The organism is Mucilaginibacter sp. P4_A11, from assembly GCF_056402535.1.
Map to the genome: position 1 here is coordinate 36,388 of NZ_JBFUHE010000007.1, position 19,697 is coordinate 56,084.

The window sequence follows — 19,697 nt, forward strand, 5'->3', positions numbered from 1 at the left end:
ATAATGGTTCGTGTTTATCTCTTTACAATTGCATGGCTAAACTTACATGTTTAAACATCTATATTTGTTTCAGCAATTGAGATAATCATGTCATTAGTAGAAAAATTACAATGGAGATCGGCTGTTAAGAAATTCGATCCCAGCAAAAAAATAAGTGCAGAACAATTAGAGGCTTTAAAAACAGCTATCCAGTTGGCTCCATCATCATTAGGCCTGCAATCATATAAAGTGATTGTTGTACAGGATGCAGAAATCAAACAAAAACTGCGTGCTGTTGGGTACGACCAGGCACAGATCACCGATTCATCGGCTTTGTTTGTATTTGCTTCATTAACCAACCTTGATGAGGATTTTGGTAAAAAATTCATCGATCTTGTTGCATCAACCCGCAGTATCGCCCGCGAAAACCTTGCCGGTTACGAGCAAATGGTATTAGGTACCCTGGCCAGCCGTACAGATGAGCAAAAGGTTGAATGGTCGCACAAGCAGGCTTATATTGCTTTAGGTGTTTTATTGGCCGAAGCTGCTGAGCTTGGTGTTGATGCCGCCCCGATGGAAGGTTTCGATGCTGCAAAATTTGATGAGATCCTTGGCCTAAAGGAAAAAGGATTGACTACAACTGTAATTGCCGCAGTAGGCTTCCGTGCCGAAGACGATGCTTACAGCAAAATGGTAAAAGTACGCAGGCCGCAAAGCGAGCTTTTTATTGAAGCATAATTTAGGTTGATTGGGTGAGTGGTTGATTGGGTTAAGTGGCTTTAGGAATTGAAATTAAACCATTCTCTTAATCAACCATTCACTATTCACCAGAAGAAGACTTCCTGATAAACAGCTTTGATTTTAATACATGCTCTTTTTTAGGGGATGAGCCGTTATTTTCGAGCACATCAAATAATAACGTTGCGGCCTTTACGCCCATTTCATAAGCGGGTTGTGTTATGGTTGAAAGGGGAGGAGAAAGCAAAGGGGCCACCCTGAGGCTTGAAAAGCTGATCACTTTCAGATCGTTTGGTATTGAAATGCCGAGATCATTACAAACATAGTACGTGGCAAAAGCCAGGCGTTCAACCGAACTGAATATGCCATCGGGCTTAATTTCCTGTAAAGCTTTTTTAAGAATTTTATAATTTATTTTTTCATCGTTGCTACAGTCAATCACCAGGTTGTCGTCAAACGCGACCTTATGTTTGGCAAGCGCATCCATATAACCCTGCATCCGCACCTTACCTATCGAAATACTTTTGTTAACCACCAGGTAAGCTATCTTTTTGCAACCGGTTTTAATTAAATGCTCGGTTGCGGCAAAGCTGCTGTCATAATCGTTTGTAGTCACTTTGGCGGCCTCTATGTCCTCATAAACACGGTCGAAGAACACAACAGGCACATGTTTTTTTTCAAGCTGGCCCAGGTAGTTGTGGTCATTAGCCTCGCCGGATACCGACATGATAATCCCGTCGGCTTTGCCGTTGTTAAGGTAATTTACAAACGAAACTTCTTTCTCAAAAACATCATCGGTGCGGTAAAGTAAAATGTAAAACCCTTTTTTACGTGCAACCTCTTCAATGCCATTTATGGCCTGCGAAAAAAAGTCGTTAGCTATTTCGGGAACAATAACGGCCAGCGTGTTGGTTTTTTTATCGCGAAGATTGCTGGCATAATGGTTAGGCAGGTAATTATGCTGTTTGGCGTAAGCCAGAATCCGCTCTTTGGTATCTTTGTTAATATCAGTATTTCCGTTAAAGGCCCTCGATATGGTTGATGTGGATATGTTGAGCTCCTTTGCCAGTTTCTTGATATTAATATTATCCATTTTGCCCGCTAAATCTATTTACTATGAGCCAAATGTAGTAAAACAGATCTATTGTGTTTACTAATCAAGGCCATAATTGTTAAAATAGCATCAGAAAAACAGCAATATCAGGACACTGTTTCGGCGCAGGCCGTAAGGGCTTAACTGTAAGTTAATCAATGGCATGCGCTTTGCATAAACATTAGTACAGAAAGCAGGACATGGTTTATGGCAAAACGAATTTTGATACTTGATGATAACGAGCTGATGATAGAAGTAATGACTTACATTTTGCTTGCCAACGGTTACGAAGTGGCCTCATCAACCCGTGTCCATGAAATTTTCAGGATCATAAAAGCAAGCCATCCTGACCTGGTGATCCTGGATATTGTTAATGATAGTATGGATGGCCGCGAGCTGTGCCGGCTTATTAAAATGAACCGGGCAACTAAGGATCTGCGCGTAATTGTTTGCTCCGAAAATGAAGAAACCGAAGCAGGTGAACCGCAAAAAGGAGCTCCAGATGACGTTTTGCAGAAGCCCTTTGGTATGAATAGCCTGATCCGCAAGGTTCAGTTACAGCTGGCGGCATAATTAGATTTGTAAAATAATTTGCTGTGAATTAGACTATTATGTTGTAATTTTGCATTGCTTACCAACCGTTGTTGCTTTTATAACATGGGATGTGTATGTTTACCGGAGAGAAGATAAAGATGGGATTGCCACTAAGAATAACTTTTAACGATACCGATCACGTGTATCAAATTAATACCTCGCCAATTACCCCAACCACCAGCGAACTTGAAATCCTGTTAAATGGCGAGAAAATAATCCTTCAAAAAGACGACCGCCGCGTATGGATCCAAAAAGGAGAAGGCCCGGTAATAGACCCCGAATTAGCACAAGCTTTAGGACGGTCGGTTGCTTTGCGGTTTAGGATGTAAGCGATTTAATTTACTGTTGTTGCTGTTAATACCAATAAACTTTTCCCCTTTAACTTGTTGAGGGATGGTAATACATCGCTTTGATCTTTTATTCCCAGGATTAGACCAATAAAGAAATCATTAGGTCTTTTGTCGCCGATTTCTACGCTTTTTATTTTGATGGGTTCATCATTTAAACAAACAAAATCCCCGCTTGCAATTTGCCCCCGAATAATCTGACCTGTGATCACCAATCCGCGACCGGTAAGATTAAACCAATCCTGAAGTAAAAATTGCGCAATGTTTTGCATGGAGAGGTAAAGTAACAAAAAGTTGACATTTCAACTAACAGGAGGTAGGAAAACCGGGAAAATTGCGTTTTTAATAATTCGATCTGATTTAACGAATCTTATACTGAAAAATTTCTACACGAATGCTTTGCTGGCTTTCCACAATTAATCGAATTACACGAATCTCAAATTGATTCAAATTTGTGTAACTCGATTAATACGCAAAAATTCGTTTGAAAAATTTTCACTTATTGTTTTTCAATCAGGCTGTGGTTCGATTCACCTAATAGAGAAATCCAGCATCACAGTATTGAAATAACACTAAGGGAAATCTTACATCAATCCCAGCATTACCGCACCCATTAAAATCATCAATCCATCCTCAATAATAGTGACCGTGCTCATCGGTAGGTTAAATACTGCACCAAGACAGGCACAGCGGATCTTCCTTTTGTTAAATACACTCTGCAGTACCCCGATAAGGCTTATTGTCATTACCGCAACCATTGTAATGTTAACTATAAATGGGAAAATGTTAAGTGCAAAGGCAAGCCCTAAGCCCAGCTCAACAAAAACATAAACGTAACCCCATCCACGCCAGCGTTTGGCTATCACATCATACATGCTGTAACTATCGGCAAAGCCACCAAGATCCAGCAGTTTAAAAAAGGAGAATACCAGGAAAAATCCGCTCATGAAAATGCGCATCATGGTCATAATGTTAAAAGCGGTGTTATAACCCGCAATTAATGAAGCCGCCAGCAGATAACCGAATATGAGTAGGATGGGCTTATAAGTTTGGAGCCAGGTGCGGTTTTCAGTGTCATCGGCCAGGCTCATGCTATGTTGATGGGTTTCCGCTTCGGAAAGCTGATATTTTGGGTAAGCGATAAGGGCTTGTTGAAGATCGGCCGTTGATACATGCTTTTTCATGGTAATATCGGCAGTGCCTTCTGCCAATGAAATATCAACTTTTTCAACGTTAGGAACTTGTTGTAATAAGCTTTGAACTTTAGTAAGACAACCGGTGCAGGTCATGCCGGTAACGTTATATGTATGTGTCATGATAATTTGTATTTGCTGATACAAAATTACCATGGGCAGATAGGAGAGCTGTTACAGTATTATGGTTATGATTTATAAGATTTACAGTTTGGCGCTAATGCTCAGCCAAGCCAGCCGAAATTTGATCGAATTACATGATTCATGTAATTCGCTTCAATTCGAAAAAATAGTGCCTTAATTATATATCCTCCAGATTCCTGCGCTTACTCCCCTGTAAGGCTTTAAATGCGGATGGTGTCATCCCGGTTACCTGTTTAAACTGGCTGGATAGATGGGCAACGCTGCTGTAACCTAATTGAAAAGCTATCTCTGAGAGATTAAGTTCATTATAAACCAGCAGCTCTTTTACTTTTTCGATCCGCTGGGCTATGTAATATTTTTCGATGGTAGAACCCTCAACAGCCGAAAACAGGTTACTCAGGTGACCGTAATCATAGTGAAGTTTTGATGTAAGCAAGGCTGAAAGTTTTAAAGGAGATTGCGTTTCGGTATGGTGTACAAGGTCGATAATAATTGTTTTGATCTGTTCTATAAGACGGCTTTTTTGATCATCGATGAGTTCAAACCCCAGATCTTTTAATGAACTTTCTACTTGTTTAAGCTGCTCCGGGGTAGGGAGCTCCTTAACTTCTACCTCTCCAAGATCAACAGAAACAGTCGGCATCCCGGCTTTTTCCAGCTCGGCCTTCACCATCATTTTGCAGCGGCTGCAAACCATATTTTTTATGTACAGCTTCATGGCAGTAAATCTACTGTTTACTTGTTATTAAAGGTAATGTATAGTATGAGGAAGTAACGCGCAGAAAACAGCGTGGTTTGTAAATCCAACTTCCTTTTTTACCTGTTTAACGATTGTTTTGCACCGCTCAACTAATTGCGGTGTGCATTATTGAGGATTGTACTTTTCTTTGTATAGTAAAACCGAAAGGCTATGAAAACCAACAGAAAACCTTTTTATCAACGAAAAGCATTTATCATTATCCTGATCTTATTCGCAGGCTTTGTGAGTATCCAGTTTGTGCGGCCTGATGTGCCCAATCCGGCGGTAACCGGCGACCTGGAAGCTCCAGCTGATGTTAAGGCGATTATTCAACGCGCTTGTTATGATTGCCATTCCAATAATACCAATTTACGCTGGTACGATAAAATTGTTCCAGTTTACTGGGGGGTAGCATCGCATATCAAAGAAGGCAGGGCCGACCTTAATTTTTCGGAATGGAACAAACTTGCCCCGGCCGATCAGAAGGGAAAACTTTGGGAATCTATAAATCAGATCATAGCAGGCGCTATGCCGCTGCCAAGCTATACAGCTGTTCATACTGAAGCGAAAGTATCAGCGGCCGATCTGGCGGTATTGAAAAACTATCTTGCCGGCATGGTTCACAGCAAGCCTGCTGATACCGCGGTTATCAATGCGGCAGACAGGCAATACCAGCACTGGCAAAAAAATGAAACGGCTATCAGCAAATTGCCAACCGCAGCCAACGGCATCTCTTATATCCCCGATTATAAAAACTGGCAGCCTATCAGCACTACAGAGCGTTTTGACAACAATACCCTGCGTGTGATTTTTGGTAATGACATCGCCGTAAAAGCCATCAAAGAAAACAATATCCACCCATGGCCAAATGGCGCCATATTTGCCAAAGTGGCCTGGGCGCAGCTACAGGATAAAGACGGAACCACCCATACAGGCGAATTTAAACAGGTAGAATACATGATAAAAGATGATACAAAATATGCATCAACCTACGGCTGGGGATGGGCGAGGTTTAAAACACCTAAAATGGTTCCTTATGGCGGCGCTAACGTATTATTCACAACGGAATGTATGAATTGCCATAAGCCAATGGCTGCCGAAGATTTTGTATTTACCCAACCTATTAAACACTAAACCTATGAAAGCATTATATAGTTTAATGACTGGCTGTATGCTACTATTGGCAGCTTGTACTGACAATAAACCAGCTGAATTATACAACACCAAAGCCGCGCTACCGTCATCTTCAAAATATAACCTCGACGGCCTTAAAGTGATCACTTCGTTTGTTAACAAAACCAAGGGAACAGCTTCAACGCTTTACGGGAATGACCAGGCTTTGAAATCAGCAATTGATGGAAACAAGACATTGGCTGCCAATGAAGTATTTACATTAGTAACCTGGAAGCAACAGGAGGACGATCATTGGTTTGGCGCTAAAATCCCCTCGGATGTTGAATCGGTTGAGGTGATCAAAACAGCATCATGCGGTAATAACGTCGCCGTTAATTACGAACAACTTCAGGGAAAACAACTTGCCTTAAAAACAGATACAATAGGGCAGGCCGAAAGGGTCAAATATATCCTTGGGCAAAAACCTTCGGTTTTACCGTAGTAAAAGAAGGCTTTTTTAACGCTCCTGTCCCGATAGGGGCTGTAACAAAAAAGGGGATGACGAAATCAATTCATCATCCCCTTTTTCATTATTATAAAGTATCCAATCTTCGCTTTAAGCCTTAAGCATTCTGCTTTAAGCTTACGCTATATCAATTTCGGTTCGGTCCCCGTCTGTTGGCGGTGCATCAAGCGCTTTCTCCGGATCAAGGCCGGTGGCATACCCAAACAGGCGGCGCTCTTTTATTATCGTGGCAACTTCGGCAGGTACAAATTCCTCCCAGCCATCGGCCCCTTTTTTTATCAGGTCAAGCACATTGTCTGTTTCAACGTTAAGGTTATTTTCATTGTAATGCCTGATATCTTCTATCTTATTATTAGCTATCAGGTAACGGTACAAATCAATAAGGTGAGGCGGCAGATAAAAACGCAGGCAATTCCAGATCACGCCATCACGCAGGGTAGGGTATATAAACAATTTTACCTTACGGCTGAACAGTGTAGCGAATGATTCCAAAATACCACCCGGCAGGTCTTTATAGTGTTCTTCCGAGAAGATATACTCCAGGTTGGGAAAACCAAGCACCACGCCCATTTTAAGTTTGGTGATCTTTGATAGATAAGCCACCAGCTTATAATACTCGTGAAAGTTGGAGATCATTACCGTTTGGCCCAACGAGCCAAGGATATCCACCCGGTCAAGAAAGTCTTTCTCGTCAATATCGGCATTGATATCTGCGTTTCGCTCTTTAAGGGCCTGTAGGGTGAGCTCGGTAACAACAACAACATTTTCCTTATCCACGTCCGACTCCTGCAGGAACTGTTTAACACCGGTGTGCAACATATCCATATGCACGTTGATAACCGGGCGGAAACGTCCGCGTACCATTACGATATGCTTTTTGTATAAAACCTCAGATGGCTGCAGGTTTTCACCGTCGGGCCCGAACAGCGCGGCATCCGAAAAACCGTATTTCACCAGGTGAAGGCTCATCAGGCGGTTATCTACCTTGGTAAAGCTTGGCCCTTCAAAACGGATCATGTCAATCTGGATCCTGTCGCGCGACAGGTTATCCATCAGCGAAAGCAGGAATACCGGCGGGATCTCATTGTAGTAGAAGCAGGCATACATCAGGTTTACACCCAATATACCTACGGCCTGCTGCTGCAGGTTGTTATCATTATCCAGTAGCTTAACGTGGATCACCACATCATTATACTGCCCGTTCGGTTCCTGTTGAAAGCGTACGCCCATCCAGCCGTGCCCTTCGTTGGTTTTATTGTAATTGAGGGCCGATATGGTATCCGCGAAAGCAAAAAATGTTGAAGTATCGCCGCGCTGCGCGCCAAGACGCTCAATGATGAGGCCATATTCATGGCTAAGCATGGCCATCAGCCGCGGTTCACTTACATAGCGGCGGCTTTGCTGTACCCCATAAATGGCATCTGAAAAAAGCATGTCATAAGCCGACATGGTTTTGGCTATGGTGCCGGACGATGCGCCGGCTTTAAAAAAGTTTGCTGCTACGTCCTGTCCTGCACCTATTTCGGCAAATGAGCCATAAATTTCGGGGTTAAGATTAATGGCCAGCGCTTTTTGTTTGGTCCCAATATCTTTATTGTGAATGGCATTCATACCCATTAAATTATTATAGTTTACTGTTACCAGTAGTATAACCTTGCTAAGAAGACCTAAAATTACACTTTTTTAAGCGAATGCGATGTTAAGAATGTATTACAAAATGCACGGAGCCCCGTTTTATTACTTTCAGAAAATAAATTAATGTGTTTTTGACAGGTTATCGGCTCGTAATAATGTGTTGATAGTCTGGGTAATTCATTCTGTTGCTGGCCTGATGAACAGGCAGCGGTCTGCAAAAATAAAAATGAACAATCTGAACGGCTCTTTTTTGTAGTTCCTCTGTTTAAATTTATATAAAAGCAAAAACCTTAAACCATATGTTATTTAAATCCCTTTCAGAAATGGATCTAAAAAGCGGACAAGTTGACGTTTCTTTTATGTCGATGTCGGGCAGGTACGGTTCGGCTGTATTTGAGAATAAGGTAACGAAGCAGGTATATCATTGCAAATTCGTTGCTATTGATTCTAAATACCGGATAACTGCTGTAATGACAAAAGGAAAGTCATGGTTCGGTTCCGAAGGTCACCTGATGGCCGCAAGGATGCTCAATTGCCCCACTGGCGATGTTGCCATACTGAGGCTGGTTAGCAATTAAAACGCCCATTCCCCTATAACAAAAAACCATCTCAAAAAAATAACTAAAAACACTTGCGTAGTTAAATGGCTACATTTATATTTGTAGTCAAATAGCTACATGATGAATTTACGACGAGATGTATTCCAGGCCATAGCCGACCCTACCCGAAGGGCTATTCTTTTATTGGTTGCCACGCAATCTATGACCGCCGGTGTGATCGCTTCAAATTTCGACACCGCCCGCCCCACAGTTTCCAAACACCTGCAAATACTTACCGAGTGCGAACTGCTTAAACAGGAGCAAAACGGCAGGGAGATCTATTATCATATTAATGCAGAAAGAATGAAAGACGTAGCCGACTTTATCGAACCCTTCCGCGCAATGTGGGAGGATCGTTTCAACAAATTAGAAACCATTATGAAAAACTATAAAGGCAAATAACATGGAGAAGAAAACAAAAATTGATGCCGAAAACGGTAAACAGGACCTAACCATAACACGGGTATTTGAGCTGCCGGTCGAGCTGCTTTTTAAAGCCTATATAGAGCCCGAAATTGTGGAGCAATGGATGGGAACAAAAGTGCTGAAGCTTGAAAATAAAAAACACGGCAGTTGGCAATTTGAAACAAAGGACCCGCAAGGCAATGTAGTTTTCAAGGCCAACGGAACCATCCATGAGTTTATTCCTGATCAAAAGATCACCCGCACGTTTGAAATGGATAATGCACCTTTTGATGTGCAGCTGGAGTTCCTGGAGTTTGAAAAACTTAGCGACGATACCAGTAAGCTCAATATGCATGTGGTTTACAGAACGGCCGAACTCAGGGATCAGATGCTGAAGCTGCCATTTGCCTATGGCATAAACATGGCGCACAACCGGTTACAGGAAGTATTAAACAAATTGAAATAACATCAATATGAAGCGGAATAAAATTATCTACTGGATAGCCACCATTTGGCTTGCTTTAGGAATGATATCAACCGGAATGGTGCAGCTATTAAAAGCGAAAGCCGGGGCAGGAGGGGCCGATAGCCTTGCCCATTTAGGCTATCCGGACTATTTTCTGACCATATTAGGTGTTTGGAAAGTTTTGGGCGTGATTGCGGTGCTTATTCCTAAATTTCCTGTGGTAAAGGAATGGGCATATGCGGGCTTTTTCTTTGCCATGTCGGGAGCGATATTTTCGCATATGGCATCGGGTAATCCGGTGACCGAAATATTTCCGGCCTTGCTGTTGCTGGTACTGACAATCATATCATGGTATTTCAGACCTGCCGAAAGAAAAGTAACTTCGGGTAACCAATTATAAACAACATGAACCCCAGGGTTGATTTTTATTTTAATAAAGCCGAAAAGTGGCAGGAGGAGATAGAGCAATTGAGATTGATTGCCCTTGATTGCGGTTTGACCGAAGAATTGAAATGGGGTAGCCCCTGTTACACATATCAGGAAAGTAATATTGTTTTGATCCATGTGTTTAAGGAATACTGCGCATTTTTATTTTTTAAAGGAGCGCTGTTGAGCGATACACATAAGATCCTGATTCAGCAGTCGGAGAATGTACAGGCTGCCCGCCAGATTAGGTTCACCCATGTGGAGGAGATAACAGAACAAAGGAATATCTTGAAAACCTATATTTATGAAGCCGTTGAAGTAGAAAAAGCCGGGTTAAAAGTAAATTTAAAAAAGACCGAAGATTTTATCGTTGTCCAGGAGTTTCAACATAAATTAGATACGATCCCCGCGCTGAAAACGGCTTTTGAAGCATTAACCCCGGGACGGCAAAAAGCCTACCTGCTTCACTTTGCTCAACCAAAACAATCCTCAACCCGCGAAGCAAGAGTTGAAAAATGGATACCGCAGATTCTTAATGGCAAAGGGTTGAATGATTAAAAAAGGGGGAGAAGTGCGATTCCCCTTTTGAGAGACTACTGTGTGCACACGTCTTTTAACTAAAAGAAAATGTCATTTCGATAGAGCGGGGGAGGGCTGAGTGGTGGAGCGAAAGAGAAATCTTATGCGCCTTGTAGAGCTGTATGGAAGATTTAGAGTATGATGTATAAGATTTCTCCGCACCCCGGCAGCGCAACCTCCGCTGGTTCGTTCGAAATGACATTCGATTTTATTGATTCATATTTATTGACAAGGTGTGTACATACAGTAGCCCCCATCGGGAAGGAATTTGAAAACCATACACCAGTTAAACCATAACCACCTAAAAATGAAATTATCACCAGAACAGCAGAATGAACTCCTCGGTATATTAAAAACACGTTTTGAAAAAAACATGAACCGGCACGCCGGCCTTGAATGGGCCAAAGTACAGGCAAAGTTGGAAGCCAATGCCGAAAAGCTATGGCCGCTCAACGAAATGGAAATAACCGGCGGCGAACCGGATGTTGTTGCTTATGATAAAAGCACGGACGAATACATCTTTTACGACTGTGCCGCAGAAAGCCCTAAAGGCCGCAGAAGTGTTTGCTATGATCACGAAGCGCTGGAAGCAAGGAAAGAACATAAGCCAGGAAATAGTGCCGTTGAAATGGCGCGGGATATGGGCATCGAACTTTTAAATGAAGAACAATACCGCGAACTACAAAAACTGGGAAAGTTTGATACCAAAACATCAAGCTGGATAAAAACGCCTGCGGATATCAGGAAACTTGGCGGCGCCATCTTTGCCGATTATCGTTACAGCACCATCTTTATTTACCACAACGGCGCGGAGTCATACTATGCCGCCAGGGGATTCAGAGGGGCGTTGAGGGTTTGATATTTCTCTTTTGCACAATTCGTTATACAATTTTTTTATCTGCGGGTGTTTGAGTAACCTTTTGTACCATTGATTGTTATGTGTATTGTAAGCCCGGGTTAGGGTGGCACAATGATGGCATAACTTATGGCGGCAGAGAACACAACATTAATTGTAAGTGCATTTTCAGGACTTGCAGGTGCTTTGATTTCCCAGACACTGACAGGTTTGTTTGCCTATTTCGGCGACAAGCGTAAGGCGGATATAGACCTCAAAAAACGTTACAGGAGCAAGCAGGTTGAAATAGCTGAGAGCTATTACTATGTTACCGGCGAAACGATGTCTATCCTGAAAAAAAGCGTGTTGCTATGGAAAAGCCGGAACATTCCTCACAGTGAAGCCAGCTACAGATCGATGACCGAAAGTTTAAAGGAAGCCGATGCCCAGCTCAAGAAAATGAATGGCGATAACTGGAAGCACAACCTGATTGGCCTCTATTTCAATGTATCACTCTCATATGATGAATTGATTGCGGCAAATAACAGGTCGCACGAGCTGTACCTTAACGTGTTAGATATTGCTGATAAAACACGGAGCACTGATAACGAAGAAACCAGGGAAAGATATATAGGCCAGTATAGCATCGGGATTTTTGATTTGTGTAGCCAGTATGATGCTGTTTATGAGATTTTGGCTGCTGATATGGACAAGGTTAAAATGGAGTTGCTAAAGAATTTTGAGCTGGGAAAATGATGTTATCCATTCGACTTCAGTTGTCCGTCGATATTATCGCTCACATGAACCACAGTCAAGCTGCATTTTGTTAACGCTTCCCGAATCCTTTCAAGTTCTGCGGTCATGGCATCTAAATGAAAATTATATTCCAGTTCCAACTGCCGAATAGCCTCCAAAATGCGTTGTTCACCCGCTAATAATATGTCGTATTCTGTTGGCTTCATAGTTGTTCGGTTTGTGATAGTTGAATAGGTTTAATAGTTGATTGTAAGGCTAATGCGCTGATACACGTGGCTAATACGCAATGCTTACAACCACAGGTTGTTTAGCAAAAGAAAACTTTTTATAACTAATATTCAAACGAAAATCGACCAATAGTTAATATTTATCGACGAATATGATTATTGAGGATTTTAGATTTATTGTGTAAAAAAGACACAATAACGCAACCCTTGCCTCAAAATACCGTAATAGGCTTAAAATTAGTAAGAAACGAGAGGGTGAATGTTTAAATATTCAAAAGAAGAAATTGAGTTAATAAAAAAACACGTGTTGATTAATGCCGAACTATTCCCAGTTACAGAGGCGGATATATCAGTTTTAGCAGATAAGGTTAAAAAGGTGACGGGTAGAGAAATAAGCCAAATTACATTAAGCAGGCTATATGGTTTCAAAAAATCCAAGTTCGGGCCCTCTTTGTTCGCGCTTCAGGTGCTGGCAAATTTCTGCGGGTATGAAAGCTGGGGGAAGTTTTGTGAGGTAACATTGCCGGTTGAGAAAAAAGACCAGCGCAAGTAGTTAGCGCTTAACCGATTCTTTTTAGAAGAATTTTAAACTCTGTTCTTGATTGAACAGGACAGCTATATTGAGGCGATTTCCGGATGGCGAGTATTTCGGTTCCGCCGCGGGATGCTTGATTTATTGACTCAAAGTTTCGCTCCTGTTAAACTTGAGGATGAATACACTATCACGAATGCTAATATTCATTGTTGCGCTTTATTCGGATCCACGACCTTCAGCGGTAAAGACTGAATAAGGAAGGTGGGTAAGGTTGTTCAGTACAAAATGAAAACTTCGAACCCTATGAAAGGGTGGAAAATAACTTTCACCCACCCCAATAAAAGCGGAAACGGCCAATCAGGGTTTGTGATCGGCCGTTTTCCATTGTAACAAAAATTCGATGCTTAATTTGTAAAATGGATTTCAACACGCCTGTTTTTCTGACGACCGGCTATTGTTTTATTAGAAGCTACCGGGTGTGTATAACCATATTCGGTAGCCGCAATACGCGCTGAATCGGCACCGTTTTGTACAAGGTATGTTTTGACTGCTTCGGCCCGTGCTTTTGATAACATCCAGTTGTAAACGTACGCGCCTTTGTTATCAGCGTATCCGCCCAGCTTAAGTGAGGCATTATTGTCTTTCATCAGTTTAGCCACAGTTTTTAGGTTATTATGCGCATTATCCGGGATTGTTGATTTGTTGAACCCAAATTCGATGTTTTTGATCTTCATGTTGGCCAATGCTTTTGGCGAGAGCTTTTTAGGAGCATCATCTTTTTTCCTGACGGTGACATCCGGGTTGCCTGCCATCGCGACAATGGTTACAAAACAAAGCAGTACGGCTAAAGTAGCCGCGATTGATTTTAAATAATTCGTTTTCATGGTTTTCATTTTTATATTTTGATTAATATTCTTCATTTTAAGACTTTGCCTCTGTTATACCGCCATTCTTTTAGATATGAAATATTCATTGACCGCCAGAAACAAAACGGGCAATATCAAACCTGCCAACAATGCAAAAAGGTATATTAGCAATGATTTCGGAATCATTGATTCCCGGATGTCTGACTTCTCAATTATAATGAGCTTTGGCCCTGCTCTTTGTGTGCTTGTTCCGTATATCAGCTTGTTGTATTGCCGTTGCCTGTTTTTGATCACGACATTTATTTGAGCCAGGGAGTCATTTAATTGCTCTGATAAAAATGCACCTACTGATTTAGACCATTTAGGCTGACTACTGTCTCTAATCCGCTTATCCTTGAATGTTATCGTACTTAAAAGCTCTTTCTTTAATGATGCTATCTCCAAATTAAACGTGTTCGCGCTTGTACCGGCTACATCTGAATCCCGTAACAGTCGTTGCTTTTCAAGTTGAGCCCGGTTAAAATCCAGTATAAGTTTTTCGATATGTCCGTCGTCAACGTCATAGCCATCGGGTATTAAAACAAAGGAGTAGAGTGGCTTGCGGAGATAAGGCTTAATGGCGGCAAACGCATCTAAGGCGATCTGCTCCTTTTCGGATGTAACCGTTGGTATTGCTTTTTTTATGTGGTTCAGCACGTTCTGTTGGTCCCGGTATTTATCTGCTATTGCCTTATAATATGCTATACTGTCATTTAACTGAAGAAGTAAAGAATTGTTAATGGCTGGTTTGCCGGGTAAGTTTGTTTTCGCGTACCGGTTGTTTATAACTTCTATCAGCTTATTTAAAAAATCCCGGCCCTTTTGAGCATTATTTACATTTAGGCTCAATTCAAAACTATTACTGCTTAAAACTTTTGCATCCAAACTTTTACTAAAATGCTCAGTTAAGTTGGCAAAAGGGATGATCTTTAACGTTAGCGGTGATTGCATAGGTTTAAAAGCGGGGCCTTTTATGATGGTATAGTTTAAAGAACTATATACAACGGGATGATAAAATGGCACGTCGGTAAGTACGTTGTTTTGATCGATTCTGCAGATACTGCCGTTGATAAAATTGATAGTGATCTCAGCGGGGGAATTGTAGATACTTCCCTTACCAAGCATAAATTTAACAGGCAACGAATCGCCATAGATCTCTGTTGTTGTAAAAGTACCCTTGCGGTAGTAACTTACCTGAAATCCTAACGCATTGATCGCCTTTTCTATAGCGGCTTCAGAACGTAACTCGTTAATTGCAGCAGTGGGTAATTGCCAATCGCCAGAAGCGGCCACCTCTATCCGCACTTTGTATTTAGGCGACGAAAAAAGCAAGTAAACTGAAGCCGCTAACACAAAAATTGCAACTGAAGCAATAATGAAATTTTTGTTGCGGGATAGCAGGTCTGAAATATTCCTTCCCGGACCTTTGTTGTGAGCCTCGTTCATAGAATATATTGATTGTAAATTGCTGTAATTAAGTTATTTATGTTTTTTCTGAACATCTGCCCTGATGGTTTTGTTTCTTTATGGGATGTTGATATTTTTAATTTTCGTAGATTTTCACATGGTGTTATAGCTAAGCTTCTCAATTCTACCTCGAAAATTGTAAAGTGATGTATACAACATATTAGGGACATTTGATTGGCGATTTTAGTGGGATGCCTGACGGATCCTGAGGGTATTTGTGCTGGCTGCACTTCTGTAATTACCGTAGCTATAATATGGATAAGGAAGAAAGCCACTACTTACTCAACCGTAAACTTTAGGCTAACAAAATCAAAAAGAGCATATTCAATCGGCAAAACTGCCTATCAAATATGCTCTTTAATGTTTGTGTTTAAGTCGGGATGGCGGGATTCGAACCCACGACCTCCAGCACCCCATGCTGGCGCGATACCGGGCTACGCTACATCCCGATTAATGTATGGCCGGGTTACAAATATAATTGTTGTTGGTAAAATTCAAAATGAAATTATGCCTTTAAAGGCTTGTATGATGTATTTGATCGCTTGTTGATACTTTGTTGACCTATATTATCTCTACTGATTGATGCTTGGTTAAATAATGGTGTTGATACTCTGAATTGGTTTGGTAGTACACAAAGTAATACACAGATTATTCGTCGTTAGGTTGGCTTACAATCAATCAAAACAGGTAACTTTCAATAGCGGTATGAAGTAAACGACAGCTTTTTCCTTTCTAACGATAGTTTTAGCCTACTCAAAGAAAACTAATTCTCGCCGTAAATCCATCAACGTAGATTTACAGCAATAAGAATAAAATACAACATACCATGGAAATTCAACAAACACCCCAAAATGCGTTATCTCACTCAACAGTTACCGCTATTATTAATGCACCTATCGAGAAAGTAAACATAGCCGACTGGCTGTTAAACCTACCAGATGCGGAATATCAGCGCTGTTCTACCCAGCACATCGGTGCAGGCATAACCAGCACATATGACGGCCAACCGGTGTCGATTAATGTCGAAACGATTGGCGATGCCTTAATGGTACAGCACTATGTTGCTACCGTGCATCGCCCGGATTACTGCAGAATGCTTTCCATCTCCGATTCTATTACCAAAAATGGCCGTACTAAAGTGCAGGTTTTGTGGGAACTCAAAGCAACCAGGATTGATAATAATACCACTCTTTACACAAATGAAATCCATGCGACGGCAACGCCTGAAATGTTTGAATATATTAAACAACATGGCGTTAACATCGCTGCTGCTGCTGCTGCAAGACAGGCCGCTTCCGACACGCACAATCATGAAGAAACCCCGAACTTTGCTAAAAGCATTGAAAATAAAGCGTTAACCGGCAAATACAATCAACCGTTTTAATATTATCATCATTTAAAAGTATGAGCGCTCCTTAAAAGTGCTCATATATTTATAAACTAATATGAAGGAAACCTTGTTTGAAAAGCTGATAGGAACATGGTCTTTAGTAGAGCTAATTGAAGTGCCGGTCGACGGCGGAGAAATTAACTATCCCATGGGTGAAAAACCGAAAGGCCTAATTATTTATAATCATGACGGTTATATGTCGGCACAAATCATGAATCCAGAGCGTAACAATTTCAATCAGGAACATTGGACTGGCGCTACACAGGAGGAATGCAAACAAGAAGTTCCCACCTACCTTGCATATTCGGGGGCTTTCAGTACCGATGATGACAAGCAGACGCTTTATCATTCGATGTATGTTTCGCTATTTCCAAATTGGACTGGGCAAACACAAAGCCGCAGGGTTCATTTTAAAGACGAACTATTACACCTTGAAAGCGGCGAGCCATTTTTGAAAAATGGTAAGATGGTAACCCATAAACTCACTTGGGTAAGAGTTAAGCAATCTGGCAACGCCGCTTAACTGTTTATTTACAACGATTCAACAACATCTTCTAAAGACATTGGTAAGCCAATAGAAAGTATTTAGCACAGTTACTAAGGTTAAGGTGTTGCATATTACTTGTTAGCCAGGGTGATGCCTATCGTAATCTATTGTTAACTGTTGTAATAAAACGTTACACTTTGCGGGCTAACACCCAATGTCGTTTGATGCCTTTCGCTGTCGCAAGGCTGTGCCTTGTGGTAAATTTGCCAACCAAAAACATTGCAAATCCCGTAGGTATGCTTTAACCGGAACTGTTATTTCCAAAACAACTATATCATTATGAAAGGCGCTTTAGTATCCAATCCGCTTAGTTAGCATTACTGTAACTTAACGGGCTGTATCCTTCCAATGAACTGACAGTATTTTGTCAGTGTTCAGTTTTTAAAAACCGGGTGTTCAGCTTCTCGAAATGAAAATTTACAACTCGTTGATTACCAGTCTTTATTTGTTCAGGTTGGCTTTTGATGCATTTTAGCCAAAATGTAAGTGTTTGACTATCAGCGATGTGTTTTTAAGAAAAAAGAACAAGTGTTCATACTTTTAAAATTGAACACTTGTAAATCCCCTGGGTGTTTAACAACCTGAAGCGCTTAATACATGCAAGTGATTTCGCTGCCGCGAGGTATTCCTTGTGGTAATGAGCATGCAAATCCCGGTTGTTTAGTTCATCCGGGATTTTTTTATAAACGAGTAAGCCGGTATTTTTAAATAAGCAAAGAAACACCACCAATAAGCTTATTTCTTTATCAACGGCTCTACATAAGTAAGCGCAAATTTTCCAGATAACTTTATAGGCGCTCCGTGCTCGTTATAAAGCACTTTACCTGTCGCTTTTATCTCCTTGGGCCGGCTRCCGTCTAATGGGTTGATGAGGTAGGTCATTGAAAAATCGGCCCCGGTTTGAAATGATTTTTCAATGGCCTCCAGAACCGCCTGGCGGTGCCGTGGATCAACAACCGTAATCGCCTCATCTATTGTCGGTTTTGTTTTTTCAGGAAAACCACGGAGCCGCAATCCGTAATCAGAAAACGTAAACTCCTTGCTGTTAAAATCCAACGACCAATCCCACAGGGTATGGTCATAAGCTACCGTTAATTCAAGACAATCCAGTATTTCGGATAATTGATCATTAAGCCGGTCGGATTTTATATAAGAAAGTTCTAATTCTTCGCCTAATGCCAGCAGCTCATTTTTCAGAATAGCTATTTCTGCTTTTGACGCTGCGTTTGTTTTGAGAAATGTTTCGTCGGTAATGTCTGCAACAGGTTGAATAAGCGTCTCCTGTTCGACATGTATATTAGTGGAGGGCTGAAGCTTTTGATTTTTCTTTCGCCTGATTAAAAAGAGATTAAGATATAAAAGGTAACATATCGTTCCATAAAAGAAAAAATTTTGCCAAACGCCGCCAACGCTGAAATAGTTCAATATGGGGGTATTGAGGTGGATCGGAATGGACATGATAGGGCAACGGTTAAATTAATGCAAGGTAATAATTAACTATACGCTTAACAACCTGTAGAAACACCTATTTTATGTTAATTTATAATGTGACAATTAACTTACGATTAACTTTTGGCCAAAACGAAAAGAGATAACACCACTCGTTGTTAATGAAGCTTTTGACAAAGAAATTTCTATAGAGACAGATATAATTTTTATCTAAAAAACCAGTTCTATATTTTACTTGTAAACCTTTAAAATTTAAATAGGCGCGGTGTTTCATATCGGTGATGTAGCAGCGCTAAGTTGTTGCAGTATACTGTTTATGTACAGTGTTTGTACTATTGTTAATTTATTGACTGCTGTGTATCTTGTTGGTTTCTTTAATAAATTATGAACAGGTCATTTACATATAGTTTAAAGGTTTGGCTGATGCTTGTTATTGTGGCGCCGCTACTTCAGCTGGTGTTATCCTGGTTTATTATTGAGAACCCGGAAATAAGCCTTATTGATGAGATCAGGAAAGATTATATCATTTTTGCAGATATGATCTTGCTGGTTACTATCCCTTTTGCTTTTGTGTTTTGGATGGCTATAAATTATTTATCAAAAAAAAGAGCCCCATTCTACATAAAGCAGATTTTAACTACGGCCATTCTTATTATTACCGTGCTATCGTTCTGCGAATTGCTTTTCGAAAAAAAGGTTTCGGCAATATCTTCTGTAGCCGTGATTATAATCCCGTATTCAGTTACGGGGATTGCCGGCATCTGGCTGCATAAGCTCGAACCCGAAGAAGCTGAGGAAGAAGAGAGGGTTGAGGAGCGCGAATAGCATAACTCTTCGGTTTCTCTCCATTATTCGTGTTAAAAACCGCATATTGCTCAATAAAGCGGGGTAATCAATTTTTGTTGTCATAAAACAATTAACATTTTATTATTATTGCTTTAATTTTTAGCTTAAACCAGCACGTGTTATATATAATACATGGCTTTTGCGTTTTAATAAAGCGTGTGTAT

At 41.0% G+C, this 19,697-nt stretch carries 25 protein-coding genes and 1 tRNA gene; 16 read left to right on the top strand and 10 right to left on the bottom strand.

Features of this window, described 5'->3' with window-relative positions; translation table 11 throughout:
* Window positions 1-87: 87 nt before the first annotated feature.
* Window positions 88-717: an NAD(P)H-dependent oxidoreductase gene (locus AC1DUD_RS15025; RefSeq protein WP_477375675.1), complete on the top strand. Its 630-nt coding sequence runs from the start codon at window positions 88-90 to the stop codon at window positions 715-717.
* Window positions 718-799: 82 nt separating this feature from the next.
* Here AC1DUD_RS15025 and AC1DUD_RS15030 read toward each other — a convergent pair whose 3' ends face one another.
* Complete coding sequence (locus AC1DUD_RS15030) at window positions 800-1,810, bottom strand: LacI family DNA-binding transcriptional regulator (RefSeq protein WP_477375677.1); 1,011 nt, start codon at window positions 1,808-1,810, stop codon at window positions 800-802.
* Window positions 1,811-2,017: 207 nt separating this feature from the next.
* Between AC1DUD_RS15030 and AC1DUD_RS15035 the strand changes: the two genes are divergently transcribed.
* Window positions 2,018-2,383, top strand: coding sequence for a response regulator (locus tag AC1DUD_RS15035; RefSeq protein ID WP_477375679.1), 366 nt, complete (start codon window positions 2,018-2,020; stop codon window positions 2,381-2,383).
* A 119-nt stretch (window positions 2,384-2,502) separates the two neighbouring features.
* On the top strand, window positions 2,503-2,733 hold the full coding sequence (locus AC1DUD_RS15040; protein ID WP_330859712.1) for a hypothetical protein: 231 nt from the start codon (window positions 2,503-2,505) through the stop codon (window positions 2,731-2,733).
* 5 nt (window positions 2,734-2,738) lie between these two features.
* Here AC1DUD_RS15040 and AC1DUD_RS15045 read toward each other — a convergent pair whose 3' ends face one another.
* The 3 genes from AC1DUD_RS15045 to AC1DUD_RS15055 all read right to left on the bottom strand — a co-directional run bounded on the left by AC1DUD_RS15045 (window position 2,739) and on the right by AC1DUD_RS15055 (window position 4,806).
* Window positions 2,739-3,023, bottom strand: coding sequence for a hypothetical protein (locus AC1DUD_RS15045; RefSeq protein WP_477375681.1), 285 nt, complete (start codon window positions 3,021-3,023; stop codon window positions 2,739-2,741).
* Between the two features lie 312 nt (window positions 3,024-3,335).
* Complete coding sequence (locus AC1DUD_RS15050) at window positions 3,336-4,067, bottom strand: heavy-metal-associated domain-containing protein (protein ID WP_477375683.1); 732 nt, start codon at window positions 4,065-4,067, stop codon at window positions 3,336-3,338.
* A 178-nt stretch (window positions 4,068-4,245) separates the two neighbouring features.
* The gene (locus tag AC1DUD_RS15055; protein WP_477375685.1) at window positions 4,246-4,806 is read right to left on the bottom strand and encodes an AraC family transcriptional regulator; all 561 of its coding nucleotides are present in this window, start codon (window positions 4,804-4,806) and stop codon (window positions 4,246-4,248) included.
* Window positions 4,807-4,998: 192 nt separating this feature from the next.
* On the opposite strand from AC1DUD_RS15055, the gene AC1DUD_RS15060 reads away from it, so the two are divergent.
* Together AC1DUD_RS15060 and AC1DUD_RS15065 are read left to right on the top strand one after the other, a co-directional pair.
* Complete coding sequence (locus tag AC1DUD_RS15060; protein ID WP_477375687.1) at window positions 4,999-5,961, top strand: heme-binding domain-containing protein; 963 nt, start codon at window positions 4,999-5,001, stop codon at window positions 5,959-5,961.
* 4 nt (window positions 5,962-5,965) lie between these two features.
* Window positions 5,966-6,442, top strand: a complete 477-nt coding sequence (locus AC1DUD_RS15065; protein WP_477375689.1) for a hypothetical protein — start codon at window positions 5,966-5,968, stop codon at window positions 6,440-6,442.
* A 141-nt stretch (window positions 6,443-6,583) separates the two neighbouring features.
* Here AC1DUD_RS15065 and AC1DUD_RS15070 read toward each other — a convergent pair whose 3' ends face one another.
* Complete coding sequence (locus AC1DUD_RS15070; RefSeq protein WP_477375691.1) at window positions 6,584-8,077, bottom strand: TonB-dependent receptor; 1,494 nt, start codon at window positions 8,075-8,077, stop codon at window positions 6,584-6,586.
* A 323-nt stretch (window positions 8,078-8,400) separates the two neighbouring features.
* Here AC1DUD_RS15070 and AC1DUD_RS15075 point away from each other — a divergent pair, with 323 nt between their 5' ends.
* From AC1DUD_RS15075 to AC1DUD_RS15105, 7 genes are all read left to right on the top strand, one after another.
* Window positions 8,401-8,679, top strand: a complete 279-nt coding sequence (locus AC1DUD_RS15075) for a hypothetical protein (protein WP_477375693.1) — start codon at window positions 8,401-8,403, stop codon at window positions 8,677-8,679.
* Between the two features lie 102 nt (window positions 8,680-8,781).
* Window positions 8,782-9,102, top strand: coding sequence for an ArsR/SmtB family transcription factor (locus tag AC1DUD_RS15080; RefSeq protein WP_121232792.1), 321 nt, complete (start codon window positions 8,782-8,784; stop codon window positions 9,100-9,102).
* 1 nt (window position 9,103) lies between these two features.
* Window positions 9,104-9,571: an SRPBCC family protein gene (locus tag AC1DUD_RS15085; protein WP_477375695.1), complete on the top strand. Its 468-nt coding sequence runs from the start codon at window positions 9,104-9,106 to the stop codon at window positions 9,569-9,571.
* A gap of 7 nt (window positions 9,572-9,578) precedes the next feature.
* On the top strand, window positions 9,579-9,971 hold the full coding sequence (locus AC1DUD_RS15090; protein ID WP_477375697.1) for a DoxX family protein: 393 nt from the start codon (window positions 9,579-9,581) through the stop codon (window positions 9,969-9,971).
* Window positions 9,972-9,976: 5 nt separating this feature from the next.
* Window positions 9,977-10,555, top strand: coding sequence for a YdeI/OmpD-associated family protein (locus AC1DUD_RS15095; RefSeq protein ID WP_477375699.1), 579 nt, complete (start codon window positions 9,977-9,979; stop codon window positions 10,553-10,555).
* A gap of 328 nt (window positions 10,556-10,883) precedes the next feature.
* Complete coding sequence (locus tag AC1DUD_RS15100; RefSeq protein WP_477375701.1) at window positions 10,884-11,435, top strand: DUF4256 domain-containing protein; 552 nt, start codon at window positions 10,884-10,886, stop codon at window positions 11,433-11,435.
* A gap of 126 nt (window positions 11,436-11,561) precedes the next feature.
* Window positions 11,562-12,167 (top strand): hypothetical protein, encoded by a 606-nt coding sequence (locus AC1DUD_RS15105; RefSeq protein ID WP_477375703.1) that lies wholly within the window; start codon window positions 11,562-11,564, stop codon window positions 12,165-12,167.
* Between the two features lie 2 nt (window positions 12,168-12,169).
* On the opposite strand, the gene AC1DUD_RS15110 is transcribed toward AC1DUD_RS15105, so the two are convergent.
* Entirely contained in the window at window positions 12,170-12,373 is a 204-nt protein-coding gene (locus tag AC1DUD_RS15110) for a hypothetical protein (RefSeq protein ID WP_477375705.1), read from the bottom strand.
* A 280-nt stretch (window positions 12,374-12,653) separates the two neighbouring features.
* Between AC1DUD_RS15110 and AC1DUD_RS15115 the strand changes: the two genes are divergently transcribed.
* On the top strand, window positions 12,654-12,947 hold the full coding sequence (locus AC1DUD_RS15115; RefSeq protein WP_477375707.1) for a hypothetical protein: 294 nt from the start codon (window positions 12,654-12,656) through the stop codon (window positions 12,945-12,947).
* A 386-nt stretch (window positions 12,948-13,333) separates the two neighbouring features.
* On the opposite strand, the gene AC1DUD_RS15120 is transcribed toward AC1DUD_RS15115, so the two are convergent.
* The 3 genes from AC1DUD_RS15120 to AC1DUD_RS15130 all read right to left on the bottom strand — a co-directional run bounded on the left by AC1DUD_RS15120 (window position 13,334) and on the right by AC1DUD_RS15130 (window position 15,750).
* On the bottom strand, window positions 13,334-13,813 hold the full coding sequence (locus tag AC1DUD_RS15120; RefSeq protein ID WP_477375709.1) for an OmpA family protein: 480 nt from the start codon (window positions 13,811-13,813) through the stop codon (window positions 13,334-13,336).
* A 54-nt stretch (window positions 13,814-13,867) separates the two neighbouring features.
* On the bottom strand, window positions 13,868-15,280 hold the full coding sequence (locus AC1DUD_RS15125) for a hypothetical protein (protein WP_477375711.1): 1,413 nt from the start codon (window positions 15,278-15,280) through the stop codon (window positions 13,868-13,870).
* Between the two features lie 396 nt (window positions 15,281-15,676).
* Window positions 15,677-15,750: transfer RNA gene (locus AC1DUD_RS15130), tRNA-Pro, on the bottom strand.
* Window positions 15,751-16,127: 377 nt separating this feature from the next.
* On the opposite strand from AC1DUD_RS15130, the gene AC1DUD_RS15135 reads away from it, so the two are divergent.
* Window positions 16,128-16,685, top strand: a complete 558-nt coding sequence (locus AC1DUD_RS15135) for a hypothetical protein (RefSeq protein WP_477375713.1) — start codon at window positions 16,128-16,130, stop codon at window positions 16,683-16,685.
* Between the two features lie 61 nt (window positions 16,686-16,746).
* Entirely contained in the window at window positions 16,747-17,214 is a 468-nt protein-coding gene (locus AC1DUD_RS15140) for a lipocalin-like domain-containing protein (RefSeq protein ID WP_477375715.1), read from the top strand.
* 759 nt (window positions 17,215-17,973) lie between these two features.
* Here AC1DUD_RS15140 and AC1DUD_RS15145 read toward each other — a convergent pair.
* Window positions 17,974-18,696, bottom strand: coding sequence for a hypothetical protein (locus AC1DUD_RS15145; RefSeq protein ID WP_477375717.1), 723 nt, complete (start codon window positions 18,694-18,696; stop codon window positions 17,974-17,976).
* A gap of 375 nt (window positions 18,697-19,071) precedes the next feature.
* On the opposite strand from AC1DUD_RS15145, the gene AC1DUD_RS15150 reads away from it, so the two are divergent.
* The gene (locus AC1DUD_RS15150; RefSeq protein WP_477375719.1) at window positions 19,072-19,512 is read left to right on the top strand and encodes a hypothetical protein; all 441 of its coding nucleotides are present in this window, start codon (window positions 19,072-19,074) and stop codon (window positions 19,510-19,512) included.
* The last annotated feature ends 185 nt before the right edge of the window (window positions 19,513-19,697 follow it).